13 protein-coding genes are annotated in these 19,641 nt (G+C 61.1%); 6 read left to right on the plus strand and 7 right to left on the minus strand.

The annotated features are described in order from the left end of the window. Nucleotides 1–7 precede the first annotated feature (7 nt). The 3 genes from ACTJK9_RS23735 to ACTJK9_RS23745 form a co-directional block, all read right to left on the minus strand. Nucleotides 8–1,219, minus strand: a complete 1,212-nt coding sequence (locus ACTJK9_RS23735; RefSeq protein WP_085612672.1) for an MFS transporter — start codon at nt 1,217–1,219, stop codon at nt 8–10. A gap of 207 nt (nt 1,220–1,426) precedes the next feature. After that, on the minus strand, nt 1,427–2,809 hold the full coding sequence (gene cysS, locus ACTJK9_RS23740) for a cysteine--tRNA ligase (RefSeq protein WP_221397673.1): 1,383 nt from the start codon (nt 2,807–2,809) through the stop codon (nt 1,427–1,429). Between the two features lie 20 nt (nt 2,810–2,829). Then, nucleotides 2,830–4,530 (minus strand): glutamine--tRNA ligase/YqeY domain fusion protein, encoded by a 1,701-nt coding sequence (locus ACTJK9_RS23745; protein WP_221397674.1) that lies wholly within the window; start codon nt 4,528–4,530, stop codon nt 2,830–2,832. A gap of 269 nt (nt 4,531–4,799) precedes the next feature. On the opposite strand from ACTJK9_RS23745, the gene ACTJK9_RS23750 reads away from it, so the two are divergent. After that, nucleotides 4,800–5,306, plus strand: a complete 507-nt coding sequence (locus ACTJK9_RS23750; protein ID WP_085612674.1) for a peptidylprolyl isomerase — start codon at nt 4,800–4,802, stop codon at nt 5,304–5,306. Next, nucleotides 5,303–6,055, plus strand: a complete 753-nt coding sequence (gene lpxH / locus ACTJK9_RS23755; protein ID WP_085612675.1) for a UDP-2,3-diacylglucosamine diphosphatase — start codon at nt 5,303–5,305, stop codon at nt 6,053–6,055. Before ACTJK9_RS23750 ends, lpxH begins: the two co-directional genes overlap by 4 nt. 60 nt (nt 6,056–6,115) lie before the next feature. Here lpxH and ACTJK9_RS23760 read toward each other — a convergent pair whose 3' ends face one another. The 4 genes from ACTJK9_RS23760 to ACTJK9_RS23775 form a co-directional block, all read right to left on the minus strand. Continuing rightward, the gene (locus ACTJK9_RS23760; protein WP_039767480.1) at nt 6,116–7,645 is read right to left on the minus strand and encodes a DHA2 family efflux MFS transporter permease subunit; all 1,530 of its coding nucleotides are present in this window, start codon (nt 7,643–7,645) and stop codon (nt 6,116–6,118) included. A gap of 131 nt (nt 7,646–7,776) precedes the next feature. Further along, entirely contained in the window at nt 7,777–8,979 is a 1,203-nt protein-coding gene (locus tag ACTJK9_RS23765) for an HlyD family secretion protein (protein ID WP_039767481.1), read from the minus strand. Nucleotides 8,980–8,994: 15 nt separating this feature from the next. Next, entirely contained in the window at nt 8,995–10,464 is a 1,470-nt protein-coding gene (locus ACTJK9_RS23770) for an efflux transporter outer membrane subunit (protein ID WP_440816668.1), read from the minus strand. After that, complete coding sequence (locus tag ACTJK9_RS23775; RefSeq protein ID WP_085612677.1) at nt 10,454–10,936, minus strand: MarR family winged helix-turn-helix transcriptional regulator; 483 nt, start codon at nt 10,934–10,936, stop codon at nt 10,454–10,456. Before ACTJK9_RS23775 ends, ACTJK9_RS23770 begins: the two co-directional genes overlap by 11 nt. Nucleotides 10,937–11,291: 355 nt before the next feature. Between ACTJK9_RS23775 and ACTJK9_RS23780 the strand changes: the two genes are divergently transcribed. The 4 genes from ACTJK9_RS23780 to ACTJK9_RS23795 all read left to right on the plus strand — a co-directional run bounded on the left by ACTJK9_RS23780 (nt 11,292) and on the right by ACTJK9_RS23795 (nt 19,623). Further along, on the plus strand, nt 11,292–12,296 hold the full coding sequence (locus ACTJK9_RS23780) for a fimbrial protein (RefSeq protein WP_085644029.1): 1,005 nt from the start codon (nt 11,292–11,294) through the stop codon (nt 12,294–12,296). A 93-nt stretch (nt 12,297–12,389) separates the two neighbouring features. After that, entirely contained in the window at nt 12,390–15,200 is a 2,811-nt protein-coding gene (locus ACTJK9_RS23785; protein ID WP_085612679.1) for an ATP-binding protein, read from the plus strand. Further along, nucleotides 15,187–16,374 (plus strand): EAL domain-containing response regulator, encoded by a 1,188-nt coding sequence (locus tag ACTJK9_RS23790; RefSeq protein WP_085612680.1) that lies wholly within the window; start codon nt 15,187–15,189, stop codon nt 16,372–16,374. Before ACTJK9_RS23785 ends, ACTJK9_RS23790 begins: the two co-directional genes overlap by 14 nt. Before the next feature lie 87 nt (nt 16,375–16,461). After that, nucleotides 16,462–19,623, plus strand: coding sequence for a hybrid sensor histidine kinase/response regulator (locus ACTJK9_RS23795; RefSeq protein WP_221397678.1), 3,162 nt, complete (start codon nt 16,462–16,464; stop codon nt 19,621–19,623). Nucleotides 19,624–19,641: the final 18 nt, after the last annotated feature.

Consider the following 19,641-nt stretch of genomic DNA (forward strand, 5'->3'; position numbering starts at 1 on the left):
TAGCAGGTCAGGCCGAAATTGCTGGTTCAACAGGCGCAGCCGATGCGGACGCCAACGTCCGCAGGCCCATCAGCACCACGACCATCATCATCAGACCTGCAGCAATCGCGACCGCGAACCCTGCCCGTGCACCAAAAGCATCAATCACCAGCCCCGCCAGCATGCCGCCGAGCGCCACGCCGATGCTGATTCCGGTGGTCATCCACGTCAGGCCTTCGGTCATCCTCGCTGCTGGGATGATGATTGTTCCCAGCTTCATGACCACAACCATGGTCGGCGCGAACGAGATGCCGGCGATAAACAGCATCGCGGTAAGGACATAAACGTCCGGTGAGAAAATCGGCAATACGCCGGTGACTGCCGTGACCAGGATCCCGATAAAGAACTGCTTTTCAATCGCCAGCGAAACCCGCAACGCGCCGAAGGTCAGGCCCGCCACCAGCGAGCCGAACGCATAGGCGGCGAGGATGAAGGTGGCGGACGCTGGCCAGCCCTGGGCATTGGCGAAGGCCACAACGGCGACATCGATCGATCCGCCAATGGCGCCCATCGCCAGCAGTGCCAGGACAATGGTGCGAACGCCGGGAATCAGCAGGGTCGAACCGCTGTTTTTCCGGTTGCCCGCCACGACTTTCGGTTCGGTCTGACGCTGCATGAGAAACGCCGTCACGCCGACGGCCAGCAACCCCACCGCCACCAGCGGCCCGGCTTCCGCGAAGAAACTTACGCTCAAACCGATCGCCAGTGGCGGGCCGATGATGTAAGCCAGTTCGGTGAGGACCGTGTCCAGCGAGAACGCGGTGTGCAGTTGTGGCTTGCCACGAAACAATTGCGTCCAGCGTGCGCGGATCATGGACGGCATGCTCGGCATCGTCCCCGCCAGTGCCGCCAGCACAAAAAACAGCGCGGCCGGCGCCCTCAGGTGCACCGCAACAATCAGCGCCAGCAACATGACGATGCTGAACGCCGTGACGACGGGCAGCACGCGACTCTGGCCACGCCGATCAACCTGTTTCGAGATGCGCGGGCCGAGCAGCGCATTGGCCAGGGTAAACGTACCGGCGACTGCACCGGCCAGCCAGTAAACGCCGGTCTGCTGCACCAGCATGGTGATGATGCCGATGCCGATCATTGCCTGGGGCAGTCGGGCAATAGAGCTCGCGAGGATCAGCCCGGTCGCGCCGGGTGTCGATACCAACTCGCGATAGTGATTAGCCATGATTCCTCCCTTCCGGATTCGCCGCTGATGAGCATCCTGCCGCGTGCGCTATCAAGACCCATGCGAATACCAAAAGCAATCACACATTGTCTGGATCGTTCCCTCGCGGAGCGTGGGAACGATCAACTGTCTGCGTGAGAACGATCAGTCCGGACAGAAAAACAAAAACCCGCACAAGGCGGGTTTTGTTTGTAACAGGCGCAGCAATCAGTCAGCCAGACGCCAGGTCGTGCCGCCCTTGCCGTCCTCCAGCACCACGCCCATGGCGGTGAGCTGGTCGCGGATGCGGTCGGATTCGGCCCAGTCCTTGCCGGCCCGTGCCGCCAGACGCGCAGCGATCAGCGCCTCGACTTCGGCTGCATCGACACGCCCTTCGGCGCCGGCCTGCAGGAAGTCATCGGCTTCGAGCTGCAATACACCCAGCACGCTGGCCAGTTCTTTCAGGCGTGCCGCCAGACCGGCCGCAGCCTCGAGATCGCTCTCGCGCAGACGGTTGATCTCACGCACCATCTCGAACAGCACCGCGCAGGCTTCCGGCGTGCCGAAGTCGTCGTTCATCACCGTGGTGAAACGCTCGACGAACGCTTCGCCGCCCGCCGGCGCCACATTCGGCAGGCCTTTCAGCGCGTGGTAGAAACGCTCCAGTGCGCCCTTGGCGTCCTTGAGGTTGTCTTCCGAGTAGTTGATCGCGCTGCGGTAGTGGCTCGACACCAGCAGGTAACGCACGACTTCCGGGTGGTACTTGTCGAGCACGTCGCGAATGGTGAAGAAGTTGTTCAAGGACTTGGACATCTTCTCGCCATTGATACGGATCATGCCGCAATGCATCCACGCGTTGGCGTAGGTCTTGCCGGTGGCCGCTTCGCTCTGGGCGATTTCGTTTTCGTGGTGCGGGAACTCGAGGTCGCTGCCGCCGCCATGAATGTCGAACGTCTCACCCAGGCAGCAGGTGGACATCACCGAGCACTCGATGTGCCAGCCCGGACGCCCGGCGCCCCACGGCGATTCCCAGCTCGGCTCGCCCGGCTTGACGCCTTTCCACAGCACGAAGTCCAGCGGATCTTCCTTGGCTTCGTCGACCTCGATCCGCGCACCGATGCGCAGGTCTTCGATCTTCTTGCGCGAGAGCTTGCCGTAGCCCATGAACTTGCCGACGCGGTAGTACACGTCGCCATTGCCCGGGGCGTAGGCGTAACCCTTGTCGATCAGGGTCTGGATCATCGCGTGCATGCCAGGGATGTGATCCGTGGCGCGCGGCTCCATGTCCGGCTTCTGGATGTTCAGGCGCGCTTCGTCTTCGTGCATCGCGGCGATCATGCGCTCGGTCAACGCTTCGAACGACTCGCCGTTCTCGTTGGCCCGGTTGATGATCTTGTCGTCGATGTCGGTGATGTTGCGCACGTAGGTCAGGTCATAACCGCTGAACCGCAACCAGCGGGTCACCAGGTCGAACGCGACCATGCTGCGGCCGTGGCCCAGGTGGCAGTAGTCGTACACGGTCATCCCGCAGACGTACATGCGCACCTTGTTGCCATCCAGCGGCTTGAAGATTTCTTTGCTCTTGGTGAGCGTGTTGTAGATCGTAAGCACGGTGTTTCCTTAAGACTTGATCACTGGCCCCACGAATCACGCAGGGTCACGGTACGGTTGAATACCGGCTGACCTGGTTTCGAGTCCTTGATATCCGCGACGAAGTAACCTTCGCGCTCGAACTGGAAACGGTCTTCCGGCTGTGCGTTGCCCAGCGAGGGTTCAGCACGACAACCGGTCAGCACTTGCAGTGAGTCAGGGTTGATGTTGTCCAGGAAACTCGCGCTGTCTTCGGCCTTCTCCGGGTTCGGAGAACGGAACAGGCGATCGTACAGACGCACTTCGCACTCGATGCTGGCACCGGCCGGCACCCAGTGGATCACGCCCTTGACCTTGCGGCCTTCAGGGTTCTTGCCCAGGGTGTCCGGATCGTAGGAGCAACGCAGCTCGACGATGTTGCCGTCGGCGTCCTTGATCGCTTCGTCGGCACGGATCACGTAGCTGCCGCGCAGACGCACTTCGCCATTCGGCTCCAGGCGCTTGTAGCCTTTTGGCGGTTCTTCCATGAAGTCATCGCGGTCGATGTAGATTTCACGGGCGAACGGCAGCTGGCGCACGCCGAGTTCTTCTTTCTGCGGATGACGCGGCAGTTCGAGGTTCTCGACCTGGCCTTCCGGGTAGTTGGTGATCACGACTTTCAACGGACGCAGCACGCACATGGCGCGCGGGGCGTTCGCGTCCAAGTCCTGACGGATGCTGAACTCGAGCATGCCGAAGTCGACCACACCGTCGGAACGGTTGGTGCCGATCATCTCGCAGAAGTTGCGGATCGACGCCGGGGTGTAGCCACGGCGGCGGAAGCCCGACAGCGTCGACATGCGCGGATCGTCCCAGCCGTTGACGTGTTTCTCGTCAACCAGTTGCTTGAGCTTGCGCTTGCTGGTGATGGTGTAGTTGAGGTTCAGACGGCTGAACTCGTACTGACGCGGGTGCGCCGGCACTGGCAGTGCGTCGAGGAACCACTCGTACAGCGGACGATGGCTTTCGAACTCCAGGGTGCAGATCGAGTGGGTGATGCCTTCGATGGCGTCCGACTGACCGTGGGTGAAGTCGTAGTTCGGGTAGATGCACCACTTGTCACCGGTCTGGTGGTGATGGGCGTGGCGGATGCGGTACATGATCGGGTCGCGCAGGTTCATGTTCGGCGAGGCCATGTCGATCTTGGCACGCAGTACGCGGGCACCGTCCGGGAACTCACCGGCGCGCATGCGGGCGAACCAGTCCAGGTTCTCTTCAACCGAACGGTCGCGGAACGGGCTGTTCTTGCCCGGCTCGGTCAGGCTGCCGCGGTATTCCCTGGCTTGCTCGGGCGTCAGGTCGTCGACGTAGGCCTTGCCGGCCTTGATCAGCTCGACGGCCCAGTCGTGCAACTGGTCGAAGTATTGCGAGGCGTAGCGCACTTCGCCGGACCATTCGAAGCCCAGCCATTTGACGTCGCTTTCGATCGCGTCGATGTATTCCTGGTCTTCCTTGGCCGGGTTGGTGTCGTCGAAACGCAGGTGAGTGACGCCGCCGAACTCCTGGGCCAGGCCGAAGTTCACACAGATCGACTTGGCGTGGCCGATGTGCAGGTAGCCGTTGGGCTCAGGCGGGAAACGGGTGACGATCTGCGTGTGCTTACCCGAGTCCAGGTCCGCCTGGATGATCGGGCGCAGGAAATTGACCGGCGTAACGGGGCCGGTCTTGGAATTCGAGGTAGGGTCGACAGTGGGCTTGCTCATAGGATCCTTGAACGTACAGTGCGCGGCCGGGACACGGGCCTGACAAAACAAAGCCGCTATCATAGCCGATGCTGTCAAGCCCCTGACAGAGCAGGGCTTAAAAGGAATGCATTTAATCGCCGGGTTTTGAAAAACAGCCTCGAAATTCGCGCCTGTCACGCTAAACTGCGCACCTTGGCCCCCACGGGCTGAACCGGTACGGGGCCCAAATGTCCCAATACCCACGAATTCCTTATAAAACGCGCTTCAACTTATAAAGAGTAACGATCATGACTCAAGTTAAATTGACCACCAACTTCGGTGACATCGTCCTGCAACTGGACGCTGAAAAGGCGCCGGTCACCACCGCCAACTTCATCGAGTACGTTAAAAAGGGTCACTACGAGAACGTCGTGTTCCACCGCGTCATCAAAGGCTTCATGATCCAGGGCGGCGGTTTCGAGCCAGGCATGAAAGAAAAGAAAGACAAGAGCCCGAGCATCCAGAACGAAGCCGACAACGGTCTGAAGAACGATAAGTACACCATCGCCATGGCCCGCACCATGGACCCGCATTCGGCTTCGGCACAGTTCTTCATCAACGCCTCCGACAACAGCTTCCTGAACCACACCGCCAAGACCGCTCAGGGCTGGGGTTATGCCGTGTTCGGTAAAGTGGTTTCGGGCACCGACGTTGTCGACAAGATCGAAGGCGTTTCCACCACCTCCAAGGCAGGCCACCAGGACGTACCCGCAGACGACGTGATCATCGAGAAAGCCGAGATCATCGAAGCGTGATATTGCTGATTTCAGACTTGCATCTGGAAGAGGAGCGCCCGGACATTACCCGGGCGTTTCTGGATTTGCTCGCCGGACGCGCCCGCTCGGCGAGTGCGTTGTACATTCTGGGCGACTTCTTCGAGGCGTGGATTGGCGACGACGCCATGACCCCCTTCCAGCGTTCCATCTGCCAGGCCCTGCGCGAACTCAGCGACAGCGGCACGGCCATTTTTCTGATGCACGGCAATCGCGACTTCATGCTCGGCAAGGCCTTTTGCAAAGAGGCCGGCTGCACGCTGTTGAAGGATCCGAGTGTCGTGCGGTTTTACGGCGAACCGGTGCTGCTGATGCACGGCGACAGCCTGTGCACCCGCGACGAAGCCTACATGAAGCTGCGCCGCTACCTGCGCAACCCGCTGAGTCTGTTCATCCTGCGCAACCTGCCCTTGCGCACCCGGCACAAACTGGCGCGCAAGCTGCGCAGCGAAAGCCGGGCGCAGACGCGGATGAAGGCCAATGACATCGTCGATGTCACGCCGGAGGAAATTCCGCGGATCATGCAGGAATACGGGGTGAAAACCCTGGTTCACGGGCACACGCATCGCCCGGCGATCCACAAGTTGCAGATCGGTGATCAGGCGGCGAAGCGGATTGTGCTGGGGGATTGGGATCGTCAGGGTTGGGCGTTGCAGGTGGATGAGAACGGGTTTGCGCTGGGGCCTTTCGACTTCGCGCCGCCGCCAGCACTGCCCGCCCCCGCAATCTAAAGCCAAACCCAAAAACAAATGTGGGAGCGGGCTTGCTCCCACATTTGACCGTACTTCGGATCAGTGACCGCTGGCGGCCGGGCCTGCCTTGGCAGCGAATGGCGGCTTGGCCAGCCACACAATCAGAATCAACCCCATGAACCCCCAGCCCAGCAACGTGAAGTAATCCACGGTGGAGAGCATGTACGCCTGACTGGTGAGGATCTGATCCATCTGCGCATAGGCCGATTGGCTCGCGCCACCCAGCGAATGCAAGGTCTCGCGAGTCGCTGGCTCGAAGGTGCTGATGCTCTCGCTCATATAGGCATGATGCTGATCCGCCCGGCGAATCCAGATCCACGTAGTCAACGACGCCGCAAAGCTGCCGCCCAGTGTCCGCAGAAACGTCGCCAGACCCGCGCCATCGGCAATCTGGCTCGGCGGCAGGTCCGACATCAGAATGCTCAGGGTCGGCATGAAGAACAGCGCCACGCCAATCCCCATGAACAACTGCACCAGGGCGATGTGCTGAAAGTCCACTTCGTTGGTGAACTCGGCGCGCATGAAGCAGCTCAGGCCGATCGCCAGGAACGCCAGCCCGGCCAGCAGGCGCAGGTCGAACTTGTGCGCGTACTTGCCGACAAACGGCGACAGCAGCACCGGCAGAATGCCGATCGGCGCCACCGCCAGACCGGCCCAGGTCGCGGTGTAGCCCATCTGGGTCTGCAACCACTGCGGCAGGATCAGGTTGATGCCGAAGAATCCGGCGTAACCCAATACCAGCACCAGCGTGCCGATGCGGAAGTTGCGATAGGCAAACAGCCGCAGGTTGACCACCGGATGCTGGTCGGTCATTTCCCAGATCACGAACACCGCCAGCGCGATCACCGAAATCGCCGCGCCGATGATGATGAAGTTCGACTCGAACCAGTCCAGGTCATTGCCCTTGTCGAGGATCACCTGCAACGCGCCCACGCCGATGATCAGCGTGATCAGCCCGACGTAATCCATCGGCTGATGGCTGGTCACCACCGGGCGCTTGGCCAGTTGCTGGCGCACCACCATCACCGCAAAGATGCCGATCGGCACGTTGATGAAGAAAATCCACGGCCAGCTGTAACTGTCGGTGATCCAGCCGCCGAGGATCGGCCCGGCAATCGGCGCCACCACCGTGACCATCGCCAGCAACGCCAGGGCCATGCCCCGCCTCGCCGGCGGATACACCGCAATCAGCAGTGTCTGGGTCATCGGGTACAACGGCCCGGCCACCAGGCCTTGCAGCACGCGGAAACCGATCAGTTCCGGCATCGACGTGGAAATACCGCAGAGGAACGAAGCCAGCACAAACAGGATGGTCGCCCACAGAAACAGCTTTACCTCGCCGAAGCGACGGCTCAGCCAGCCGGTGAGCGGCAGCGCAATGGCGTTGCTCACGGCGAACGAGGTGATGACCCAGGTGCCCTGCTCCGAACTCACGCCGAGGTTGCCGGAAATGGTCGGCAACGCCACGTTGGCGATGGTGGTGTCGAGCACCTGCATAAAGGTCGCCAGCGACAGGCCGATGGTGCTGAGCAACAGGCTGGGCGGCGTAAAAGAGGCGTTATTGCTCATCGTGAATCCTATGAAGCCGGGTTGGCGCCGTGTCTGTTACAGACGCAGTCGCCCTTTGTGGGAGCGAGCCTGCTCGCGAAGACGGCGGTTCAGCCNGCCATCGCGAGCAGGCTCGCTCCCACAGGATGGGATCAGCGTTGCGCAGTCTTGCTGACCGCGGCGCTGTTGTCGTGGATCAACTGGGTGATCATCGCGTCGGCTTCGGCCAGTTGGCGGTCGTAGACGTTGGTGCTGAACGAGGCCTTTTGCGGCGGCTGCTGGGCCAGTACCGGGCCGCTCTGGTCGTGCAGGTTGACCTCGACATTGGTCGACAGGCCGACGCGCAGCGGGTGTTTGGCCAGCTCTTCGGCGTTGACATGAATCCGTACCGGCACACGTTGCACGATCTTGATCCAGTTACCGGTGGCGTTCTGCGCCGGCAACAGGGCGAACGCGCTGCCGGTGCCCGCGCCGAGGCTGTCGATGGTGCCGCTGAACTTGACGTCGCTGCCGTAGATGTCCGACTCGATTTCCACCGGTTGGCCGATGCGCATGTCACGCAGCTGGGTTTCCTTGAAGTTGGCGTCGATCCACAGCTGATCCAATGGAATCACCGCCATCAGCGCAGTGCCCGGCTGCACACGCTGGCCAAGTTGCACGGTGCGCTTGGCGACATAACCGGTGACCGGCGCGATCAAGGTGCTGCGTGCGTTGGTCAGGTAGGCCTGGCGCAGTTGCGCGGCGGCAGCCATCACGTCCGGGTGCGAGGAGACCACGGTGTCATCGACCAGCGCGCTGGTGGTTTTCAACTGCTGCCTGGCGTTGGCCAGGGCGTTTTGTGCCGAGGTCAGGTCATCGCGGGCGTGGGACAGTTCTTCCTGGGAAATCGCCCCGCCGGCCGCGAGGTTCTTACGACGGTTGAAGTTGTCCTGGGCTTTCTGCACTTCGGCCTGTTGCGCATTGACCTGGGCCTTCATGCCGTCGACGTTGCTGTACAGACCGCGCACCTGACGCACGGTGCGGGCCAGATTGGCCTTGGCACTTTGCAGACCGACTTCGGCGTCGTTCGGGTCGAAGTTGATCAGCACCTGGCCTTCGTGCACCAGATCGCCATCGTCAGCACCGATGCTGACCACGGTGCCGGTCACCAGCGGGGTGATTTCCACCACGTTGCCGTTGACGTAGGCGTCGTCGGTGCTTTCGCTCCAGCGCCCGATGAATTCGTGATACGCCCAGACACCGGCACCGGCGAGGGCAACCACAACGGCCAGCACCAGCAGCATCACCTTGCGTTTGCGCGGATTGCCAGTGTCCTGGGCGTTGTCTTGAGCTTGTGTGTTTTCGGCAGTGGCCATGACAAGTACCTTGAATTAGTTGTGCGGCGTGGCTGGGGTGGCGTTGGCTGCGGTCAGGGTTTCACCCTGGAAGCCGCCGCCCAGCGCTTGCATCAGTTGAATCGACAGGTCGATCTGCTCGGCATTCAGGTTGGCCAGCTGACGCTGGGCCTGCAGTAATTGCTGCTCGATGCTGAGCACGTCCAGGTAGTTGCCGATGCCGGAACCGTAACGCTGGACGACGGTGTTGTAAGAATCCTGGGCAATCTCGGTCGCGTGCTGCTGGGCGCCGATCTGCCGGCCGATGTCACGCAGCTGGTTGATCGTGTCGCTGACATCGCCCAGGGCTTTCACCAGGCTTTTGTTGTACTGCGCCACGGCGAGGTCGTAATCGGCGTCGCGGGCATCGAGGTTGGCGCGCAGGCGCCCGCCATCGAAGATCGGCACCGAAATCGTCGGGGCAATGTTGAAGAAGCGACTGGCGGAGCCGAACATCGCGTCCCCCAACAAGGATTCGGCACCGGCGGAAGCCGACAGGTTCAGGTTGGGATAGAAGCGGGTCTTGGCCGAGTCGATGTCCTTGCTCGCCGCCTCGACACGCCAGCGCGCGGCGACCAGATCGGGGCGACGGCCCAGCAGCTCGGCCGGCAGCACCGAGGGCAATGCCACGGCGCTGGCTTGCAGAACTTTCGGTCGAGCGATTTCGTTGCCGCGATCCGGGCCTTTGCCGAGCAGCACGGCCAGGGCGATTTTCGCGCTGTTCAGGCGTTTTTCGGCGTCGATCAGGCTGGCTTCGGAGCTGGCTTCCAGACTTTGGGTCTGCTGGAACTGGTACTGACTGTCGATCCCCGAGCTCAAACGACGCTGGCTCAGGTCGAGCATCTGTTTGGTGCGCTTCAAATCTTCGTTGGCCAGGTCATAGACGATGTGCGCCTGACCCAGATCGCTGTAGGCCCGGGCCACATCAGCGGCGAGAGTCAGTTGCGCAGCCTGACGGTCGACTTCGGCGGCGCGGGCCTGGCCGAGTGCGGCCTCCCAGGCTTCACGCTGACCGCCCCACAGGTCGAAGTTGTAATTGAAGCCGGCGCTGATGTTGCGCACGGTGGAGTAAGCCCCACCCTGCCCCAGCGGATCCTGATCCCGGGCCAGACGCGAACGGCTGATGCCGGCGCTGGCGTCGAGGGTCGGATAATGCTCGGCATCGGCGGCATACGCGGCGGCGCTGGCCTGATGGGCGCGGGCGTCGGCGATCTGCATGTCCGGGCTGTCTTTCAGGGCTTCGCGGATCAGGCCGTCGAGCTGCGGATCGCCGAGGCTGGTCCACCAGTCGCTCTTCGGCCACGCGGCCTGGAACAGGGTGACGCCGTTGAGCGATTGTCCGGTCTGCAGGGTTTTCGCATCGAGGCTCGCGCCCTGGGTATCGAGGCCACTGTAGTTGGCGCAACCGGCGAGGATCATCGCCGACAGCACCAGTGTCAGGCTGCTGCGCAAGGTTTTACCGCTCATTGTGTTCACCTAACCGCTGGAGGGTGATCGGGTCACCGGCTGCCAGCAAAATTTTCTTGAGGATGTATTCCAGGGTTTTCAACTCGTCCGGGGTCACGGCGCCGGCCAGTTCATTCATGGCGTCGGCGCCGATGTGCGGCAGGCGATCGGCCAGTTGCTGGCCCTGCTCGGTGAGCTTGAGTTGCACCTGACGGCGATCGCCTTCGCTGCGTTGGCGAACCAGGAAACCTTTCTGCTCCAGACGATCGAGCATCCGAGTCATCGAACCGCTGTCCAGCGACAGATGCCGGCACAGCTCGGCCGGAGTGTCGACGCCGAACTGGGCCATGATGATCAACACCTTGAACTGCGCGGCGGTGATGCCGTGGGGTTCCATGTGGGTGTCGATGATCTTGTCCTTGAGTAAAGCGGCACGGCCGAGCAACAGGCCGAGATGGCAATGCTGGAATTCGTCAGGGGTGAAATGCTTCATGTGCTCACCTAATAACTGCCTAGGCAGTGAATGTATGTCGAGATGTTACTGCCTAGGCAGCGAATGTCAACGTAATAGTTAGGGGGCTTGCTAATCAGATGACCAGTGGCTTTGGTTTGGGCGATGGGTAGGCGTTGGAAAGCGTTGCCTGTAGGAGTGAGCCTGCTCGCGATGAGGCCATCAGCCGCACCGTTGATGGTGAATGAAAGGACGCCATCGCGAGCAGGCTTACCCCTACAGGGGAGCGCATTCCGATGTGAAGAGCGCCGGTGCTTTCTAGGAATCGCCTGATGTCCAGCTTTGAGTGTCGCGGCTAACGTACGCCGCTCATTGGCCGATACGTAAAGCCCTCTTCATGAAGCGTTTCCAACCGCAGCGCCCTACCCCGATCACGAAATTGATTCACACGCTGTGCCTGACGCTGCTCTTCGCGTCCAGCTACGCGGGCGCGGCTAATTGCTCGTTCTACCCAAACCATCATCAAACAACTCTCACTATGCAAGTACCCGCTACACTTTCCATTCCTCGTGACACACCTAACGGCACCCTAATATATGAAAGTCCGCCAATCACACTCGGCCCTACGCCCAGCTCATATAAATGCACTAACGAGTTTTCATATGGTGTTTTGAACAACGTCGGCGTGTCTAAATCGGGCGACCTTGTTTACGCGATAGGAACCACTGGACTTGCATGGCAGTGGTCTTTCAAAGACAACGTAACCATACCCATTTATCCGGGCATTCGGCGAGAAGCGGGTGGATACGGATGGGACACCACAAGACACGTGCTACGACTATTCAAAATAGCGGATGTAATCGGTGTACAGAAAATCCCGGCAGGTACACTTGGGGTTTTCCATGCAGACGGTGTATCACCAATGACAATGGCGACCAACGGCGTAACGATCGTACCTCAATCCTGTGAAACGCCTGATATCCAGGTAGACATGGGATCACACGACATCAGTATATTCGCCAATAACGGAGCCTATTCTGAACCGGTCAAATTCGACATAAGCCTCAACAACTGTCCATCAGGCATTAATAAAGTAACTTATACACTCAAGCCTACTTCAACTTCTCCCTCGCAAAATTCAACGAGGGGCATCGTAAAGCTGAGTGCAGATTCGACTGCTGAGGGTTTGGCCTTGCAAATACTCAACACGGATGGAACGCCTTTGGTTTTACATCAAAGCTATGTGTTCGCGGACTATCCCACTGCGGGAGGCAACTTGAAAATCCCCCTGAGCGCCCGATACTTTCGCATTGCTGAAACAGCTGGCAATGGCGGGTTTGACAAGGGCATGCGCGCCGGATCAGCCAACGCAACGATTGCCTTTGTCATGAGTTACCTGTGAATCCATTAACGCGTTGCCACAGCCGATTGTTCGCCCCCCCTCTTTAGGAATTGTCTGATTTTCGTCGTGCCCGGCCCGCCCTACTGTGCCGGGATGCGCTTGAAGAACTACCTCCATCAGATCAGCCCGGTGCTGTCCACGCCCCACGCGGCGCGACGCTTGTTGCGCATTTTCGCGCTGGTGTTGCTGGTGGGCATTCTCGGCGGCGTGTACAGCTTCCTGCTGTTCACCTTCAACAGTGAGATTTCCCAGCGGCGCAGCTACATGAGCAGCGCCATCGCCGAGGCGCATACGTTTTTCACCACCCGTGAAGCGCTGCTCGAAAGCCTGAGTCTGTCGGCGACCCGTCAGACCGCGCTGAGCGCGCCGCTATCCGAAGAGGAGATCCGTCTGCTGCTCGGACAAACACCGGGCAAGCAGTGGAGCATCTGGCTGACCCAGCGCATGCGCGACTATCTGCAAGCGCGCAAATTGAATCTGCTGTACGTCAGCAGCGGCGCCGAAGCCCAGGTCTGGCGCTTGTACAACACGACGCCCATGGCCGACGACTTTCCGCACGAGATGCTTGATCGCCTGGAAACCCTCAAGCACGGCAACAACAGTGCCTTGAAAGAAATCTGGCTGACCCACAACTGGCAAGGGCACTCGCAGCTGTACATCTTCATTCGTCTGGATGAACGCGATCTGGAGTCCGGTTGGCTCGGCCTGGAAATGGACGACCGTGAAGTGGCCACTGCCTTGAGCGACCACAGCGCCGGCGAGTTCACCATGTTCAATTCTCAGGGCATGCCGTTATTCAGCAACAGCCACAAACCGCCGCCCGGGCAGAATCTGCCGCTGCTGCGCCAGCAGGATTTCTTCGGTTTCGTCGGAGAAGGCTGGCTGCCCGAGCAACTGGTATTGCGCAAACAACTTAAATCGTCGGATTGGCAGCTGACCTACTCCATCGACTTGCTAGCGGTGTTGTGGGCCCTGTGGCCGCAAATGCTCGGCGCGCTGGCGTTCTGTCAGGCGAGTATCAGTCTGGTGTGGCTGTTGATCCGGCGCCTGGAGCATCGCTTCATCACCCCGACCCTGCACCGGATTCAGGCGCTGGTGGAAAGCGAGTTGTTCAGCCGCGATGTGATCCAGACCGCTCCGGTGGCGCTCTGTGTGTTGCGGCGCAGCGACGCTCAGGTGGTACTGGAAAACACGCTCGCGCAGCAATGGCTGGGCGCGTGCAGAGAGCAACTGGGTCGCGGCTGGATCCGCGCGGCATTTGCTGAACACGCGCCGTGCCTGACCGACTATTTCGAGACCGCCGACGGTCGCCACCTGTACCTGAGTTGCGCGCCGACCCGCTACAAGGGCGAAGACGTGTTGTTTTGCGCCTTCAGCGACATCAGCGCGCGCCGGCAAATCGAAGCGGCGCTGGAGCAGGCGCGGCAGTCGGCCGATGCTGCCAACGAAGCGAAAACCCTGTTTCTGGCGACCATGAGCCATGAAATCCGCACCCCGCTGTATGGCGTGCTCGGCACTCTCGAACTGCTCGCTCGCACTCAGCTCGACACTCAGCAGAAAAGCTACTTGCGCGCGATCGAAGGCTCGTCCGCGACCCTTCTGCAATTGATCTGCGACGTGCTCGACGTGTCGAAAATTGAGGCCGGGCAACTGGCGCTGGAACTCAGTGACTTTTCCATCGTTGCCCTGGCCCAAGAGGTTGTGCAGGGCTACGCGGCGGCGGCGCAGAGCAAAGGTTTGCAGCTCTATGCCTGCTTCGATCCGCAGCTGCCCGACAGCCTGATCGGCGACATCAGTCGTGTCCGGCAGATCCTCAACAATCTGCTGAGCAATGCGGTCAAGTTCACCGATTCCGGACGCGTGGTGCTGCGGGTCAACGTGCTGTCCCGCGAAGGCGAGCGCGTCTGCGTGCAATGGCAGGTATCGGACACCGGGCGCGGCATTGCCCACGATGATCAGACATTTATTTTCGAGCCGTTTTACCAGACCCAAGGCAACAGCCACGTCGTTGCGGGCACTGGGCTGGGCCTGCCGATCTGTCTGCGGCTGACGAATTTGATGAACGGCACCCTGCAGATGGTCAGCGAACCGGGGCTGGGCAGCAGTTTTTCCCTGACCTTGCCGCTTGAGCAGCGCACGGGCAACACGCCGCCTGAAACACAACCGAAACTGGCGGGCGACATCGTTTATTTGGTGTCGCCAGTACGCGAACTGGCCGACAGCCTCGCTGGCTGGCTGCGCCGCTGGGGCGCTCGCCCGCACGTCGGCGCGCCGGCCAGTCACGCGCCTGCCGACGGCGGCGTATTGCTTGAGCTGTATCCGGTGCCGATGGATCAGCACAGCGAACTGCGCTGGTCAGGGCCACGCGTGCTGGCCAGCGGCGCGGGCGCCTGTGAGCCGCAATGCACAGTCGACGGCTGGATAGCGAATCTGAACGATCTGGCCGCGATCCGCCAGGCTGTGCGCCAAGCTCAGGGCGGCGCCGTTATCGAGCATCAGCAGACACAGACCCAGGCGTTGGCGCCGCTGCAGCTGCACATTCTCGTCGCCGAAGACAATGCCATCAACCAATTGATTCTGCGCGACCAGCTGCAAGAACTCGGCTGCACGGTGGCGCTGGCCAGCGATGGCGAAGAGGCCTTGTCGCTATGGCAGGCCAACACCTTCGATGTCGTGCTCAGCGACGTCAACATGCCGCGCCTCAACGGTTATGAACTGGCCAAGGCCCTGCGCAGACTGGGCTGCACCACGCCGATCATCGGCGCCACCGCCAACGCCCTGCGCGGCGAAGAGGCGCTGTGTCTGGCCGCCGGCATGAATCACTGCCTGATCAAACCTTTTACGCTAAGAGCCTTGTCGATCGTCCTGGCTCCCTACCACCGAGTCGCTCATGAAGTCCCCTAGCCTGCTGATTGTCGAAGATCACCCGTTCCAGCATCTGTACTTGCAGAACCTGTTCAACGAGTTGGGCGTCTTCGATCTGGAGTTTGCCAGGGACGGCGAAGAAGCCTTGCGGCGCCTGAAAAAACGCGAGTTCGACCTGGTGCTCACCGACCTGCTGATGCCGGGCATGGATGGCGTGCAGTTCATTCAGGGCCTGGCCGCGCAGCCCTCCCGCCCGGCACTGGCGATCATGAGCGCCGCCTCACGGCGCATGCTGATGGGCGCGAGCCTGGTGGCGAGCAATCTGCAGGTCAAAGTCATCGGGCTGATTTCCAAACCGGTCAACAGCGCCGCCCTGCGTTGCCTGATCGACCAGTTGCAGGCGCTGCGTCAGGACGTGCCGATCGCCACGCAGGCTGGCATCGACCGCCAGAGCCTTGTACGGGCGTTGGATAACGGTGAGCTGCAAGCCTGGTTTCAACCAAAAAAGGCGTTGGACAATGGTCGCATCGTCGCCGCCGAAGCACTGGTACGCTGGGCTCACCCGGAACACGGCACGTTGTTGCCGGGAGTTTTTCTACCGGCGCTGATCGCCTGCGATCTCGAAGAGCACCTGCTCTGGCGGGTACTGGAACAGGCAATGGCCGCCCAAGCGGTATGGCGCCAGCAGGGCTATGACATTCCGGTGTCGATCAACCTGCCGACGCACCTGCTCAACAGCCACGACCTGCCGGATCGCATCCTCGCTTTTGTCCTGCACCACGACGGGCTGCCGGCGCGGATCTGTTTCGAGCTGATGGAGTGCTCGGTGCCCGATGACATCAGCAACTTCTACGCCGGTGCCTGCCGCTTGAGGATCAAGGGTTTCGGCCTGTCACAGGATGATTTCGGCAAGGGCTACAGTTCCTACATGAACCTGGTCTCGGCCCCTTTCACCGAACTGAAAATCGACCGCGCGCTGGTACAGGGTTGCAACCGCAACGCCGAACTGGCGCAGGCGCTGACCAGCATTGTCACGTTGGGCCGGCAACTGGGTCTGACGGTGGTCGCCGAAGGCGTGGAAACCGCGCAGGAACTTGCTCTGTTGCGTAAAATCGACTGCACTCAGGTTCAGGGTTTCCTGATCTCCCACGCCGTGTCTTCGGAACAGTTCCAGCAGTTGCTCTGTCATGACGGACCGGCGAATGTCTGGTGATCTGCAGCTCGCGGCGGACGACCACCACTTGCCATCGAGGTCAGCCGTGTTCAAACGCTTACCCACTTTTATCGACCGAGCGTATTGATGCCGCACCCCAATGCCCTGCTGGAAAAACTTGCCAACAGCTCGCAGCGCCTAAACAAGGGCTTACTGATCCTCGGCGCGCTTGCGCTGCTGTTGCTGGGTATCAGTTATCTGGGCGTGCAGCGCATGGTGGAAGAACAGCGCGATACCCTGCAGTTCCACTTCGCCCGACTGATGGAAAACATTCGCGAGCAGGAGGCCTTTCTCGACGCGATCTCTAGGGCCAGCGCCAAGGGTGTGTACTTTGCCGAGGCTGTGACGCCGCCTGTTGTCCAAAAGCTTTTGCCCGAAGAAGGGCCGAACATTTACGAAGGCCGTGGGCTGCCGTTTTCGCTGCCGTTCAGCGTAAAGATCGATCCGGAGCGAATCGCCCCCAGCCAACACCCCAAGGTGTTTGTCCTCGGCAGCTATCTGGCAGCTTACTACAGCGCCTTCTGGGCAGCCTCGCATTACCAGTCTCCGCAGGTGATCCTGCTCAACGGGCCGGACAATTACGATATCGCCGTGCCTGCCACCGGCCGTTTGCGCGGCGCCGGGCCAACGCAGGTCGGCCGGTTCGTCGAACTCATGACCCAAATGAACATGCAGCGCCACGCACAGACTTCAGAGCAAGTGCACTGGGCTCCCTACCCGTTCGAGCAGGAAAACGATGGCACCCCGAGCCTGCTGGCTTACGTGCGGATCAACCTGAGTAAACCGACGCTGAGGATTGAGGGGGCGAACTCCTGGGTGCTGCTCGGCTCGCTGTTGAAACTGTCCCAGGTCAACAATATCGAGCGTTTGATGGAGTGGTCGATCTACGACGATTTCACCCTGATCACGCCCAACGGCACAGCGTTGATCGGTGCGCTCAAGCCAGACCAAGTGCTCGATGACGGCGCGAACCTGACCCGCGACGGCCTGGTGTTCAAGCTGACCAGCCCCGGCGACCAACGCTGGACGGCGATCTATGTGATCAGCGTGCAGAGTTTTCTCGATTACGCGCTGTGGCCACTGCTATGCCTGCTGGCACTGGTGCTGGCGCTGCTTGGCAGTGGCCGCGCGCTCAATCGCTGGTACACCCAACGCGTTATCCTCCCCGCGCAAACTGCCCACGCCAGCATCGCCGAAAGCGAAGCCTTCAGCCGTGCGGTCATCGACACCGCGCCGACCGGCCTGTGCGTGATCAGCCGCCGCGATCATCAGGTGTTGCTGGAAAACCAGCTCGCCCAGCAATGGCACGACACTGGCGAACTGATCAGCCTGCTTGACCAGCAGGCAGCGACTGGCCATGGTCATGCCGAACTGGAGATAGACAGCCGGCATTTGCATGTCGCTTTCGTCGCCACTCGTTATCAGGGTCAGGATGCCTGGCTGTGTGCGCTGCACGACGTCACCCGACATGTGGAAGACGCCGCGGCACTGGAAGTCGCGCGTCAGGCCGCCGACTCGGCCAATCAGGCCAAGAGCCGGTTTCTGGCGACGATGAGTCATGAAATCCGTACGCCGCTGTATGGCGTGCTCGGCACTCTGGAGCTGCTCGGCCTGACCGCCCTCGCCCCACGCCAACAGGATTATCTGGAGACCATTCAGCGCTCGTCGGCCAGTCTGTTCAAGTTGATCAGCGATGTGCTGGATGTGTCGAAGATTGAGGCCGGGCAGATGAACCTCGAGCTTCAGCCGTTCTGCCCGCTGGAACTGACCGAAGACGTGGTGCGCAGCTACGCCGCTTTTGCCCGCGGCAAAGGGTTGCAATTGTATGCCTGCATTGATGCAGCACTGCCGGATCACTTGCTCGGTGATGCGCAGCGCATTCGCCAGATCCTCAACAACCTGCTTAGCAACGCGATCAAGTTCACCGATAACGGCCGTGTGGTCGTGCGTGTTCGTGTGCTGCAAAACTCAAGCGGTCGAGCCCGGGTGCAGTGGCAGGTCAGCGACTCGGGCGTGGGCATTTCCCAGGCGCAGCAACAGCAATTGTTCGACCCTTTCTACCAAGTCAACGAAGCCGACAGTCATGCCGGCGCGGGTCTCGGTCTGGCCATTTGCAAATGGCTGTGCGAGTTGATGCACGGCGAGTTGAACGTGGTCAGTGAACCGGGACTAGGCAGCTGCTTCAACTTGCAACTGATGCTCGATTGCGCACCGGGCAGCCTCGCCGATTGCCCGGCGATCGGCGCCGACAGCCCCGCCGTCTACGTGCGTGCGCCAGTCGCTGAACTGGCGCAACATCTGATGGCGTGGCTGAACCGCTTTGGCCTCGACTGTCGACTGGTGACCAACGAGCTGCCGCCGCCTTCGGCGCTGCTGGTCGATCTTGCACCACTGGCCAGCGCTACAGCTTTCGCTGGCCGGCGAATCGTCGCCATTGCCGCTGGCCCCAACCCGGCGCAGGTGAGCGGCAATGACTGGCAGGTCGATGCCGACGACGTGCGCGCGATCGGCTGGGCGATTGCCCTCGCCGTGCACGGCGCCGGTCAGCAGCGCACGCCGTCGCGGCAGGCAAACACCCGAGCGCTGAATCTGCGCGTGCTGGTGGCCGAGGACAATGCGATCAACGCGGGGATCATCAAGGAACAACTGGAGGCGCTGGGCTGCTCGGTGGTTGTCGCAACCAATGGCGAACAGGCTCTGGCGCACTGGACACCGGGGCGCTTCGACTTGCTGCTGACCGACGTCAACATGCCGGTCATGAACGGTTATCAACTGGCCGCAGCACTGCGCGAGCAGGATGCGACATTGCCGATCATCGGCGTCACTGCCAATGCCTTGCGCGAAGAAGGCGAGCGCTGCGCCGCCGTCGGCATGAACGCGTGGATGGTCAAACCGCTGAACTTGGCGACGCTGCGTGCGCAACTGCAAAGCCACTGCCATATCGCTGTCGCGCCGGTCGCCGATACCCCGCCGACGCTCTCGCCGAAAATGCGCGAGCTGTTTGTCGTAACCCTGCGCCGCGACATTCACACCACCCTCAACGCGCTCGACGCAGCCGATGCCGACAGCGTCGCGCGGCAACTGCACAGCATGGCCGGGGCACTGGGCGCGGTGCAGATCCCGGCCCTGGCCAGCGCATTCGTCGAACTGGAATGTCGCCTGACCGGCATGGCCGTAACCCCGGCGCTGGGCGGTGAGGTGCGTCAACAACTGGCGCGCCTGAGCGACCTGCTCGATGCCTTTGAATAATTTCACTCTGGATAAAGC

The organism is Pseudomonas sp. 22082 (assembly GCF_052046055.1).
Lineage (GTDB): Bacteria > Pseudomonadota > Gammaproteobacteria > Pseudomonadales > Pseudomonadaceae > Aquipseudomonas > Aquipseudomonas pharyngis.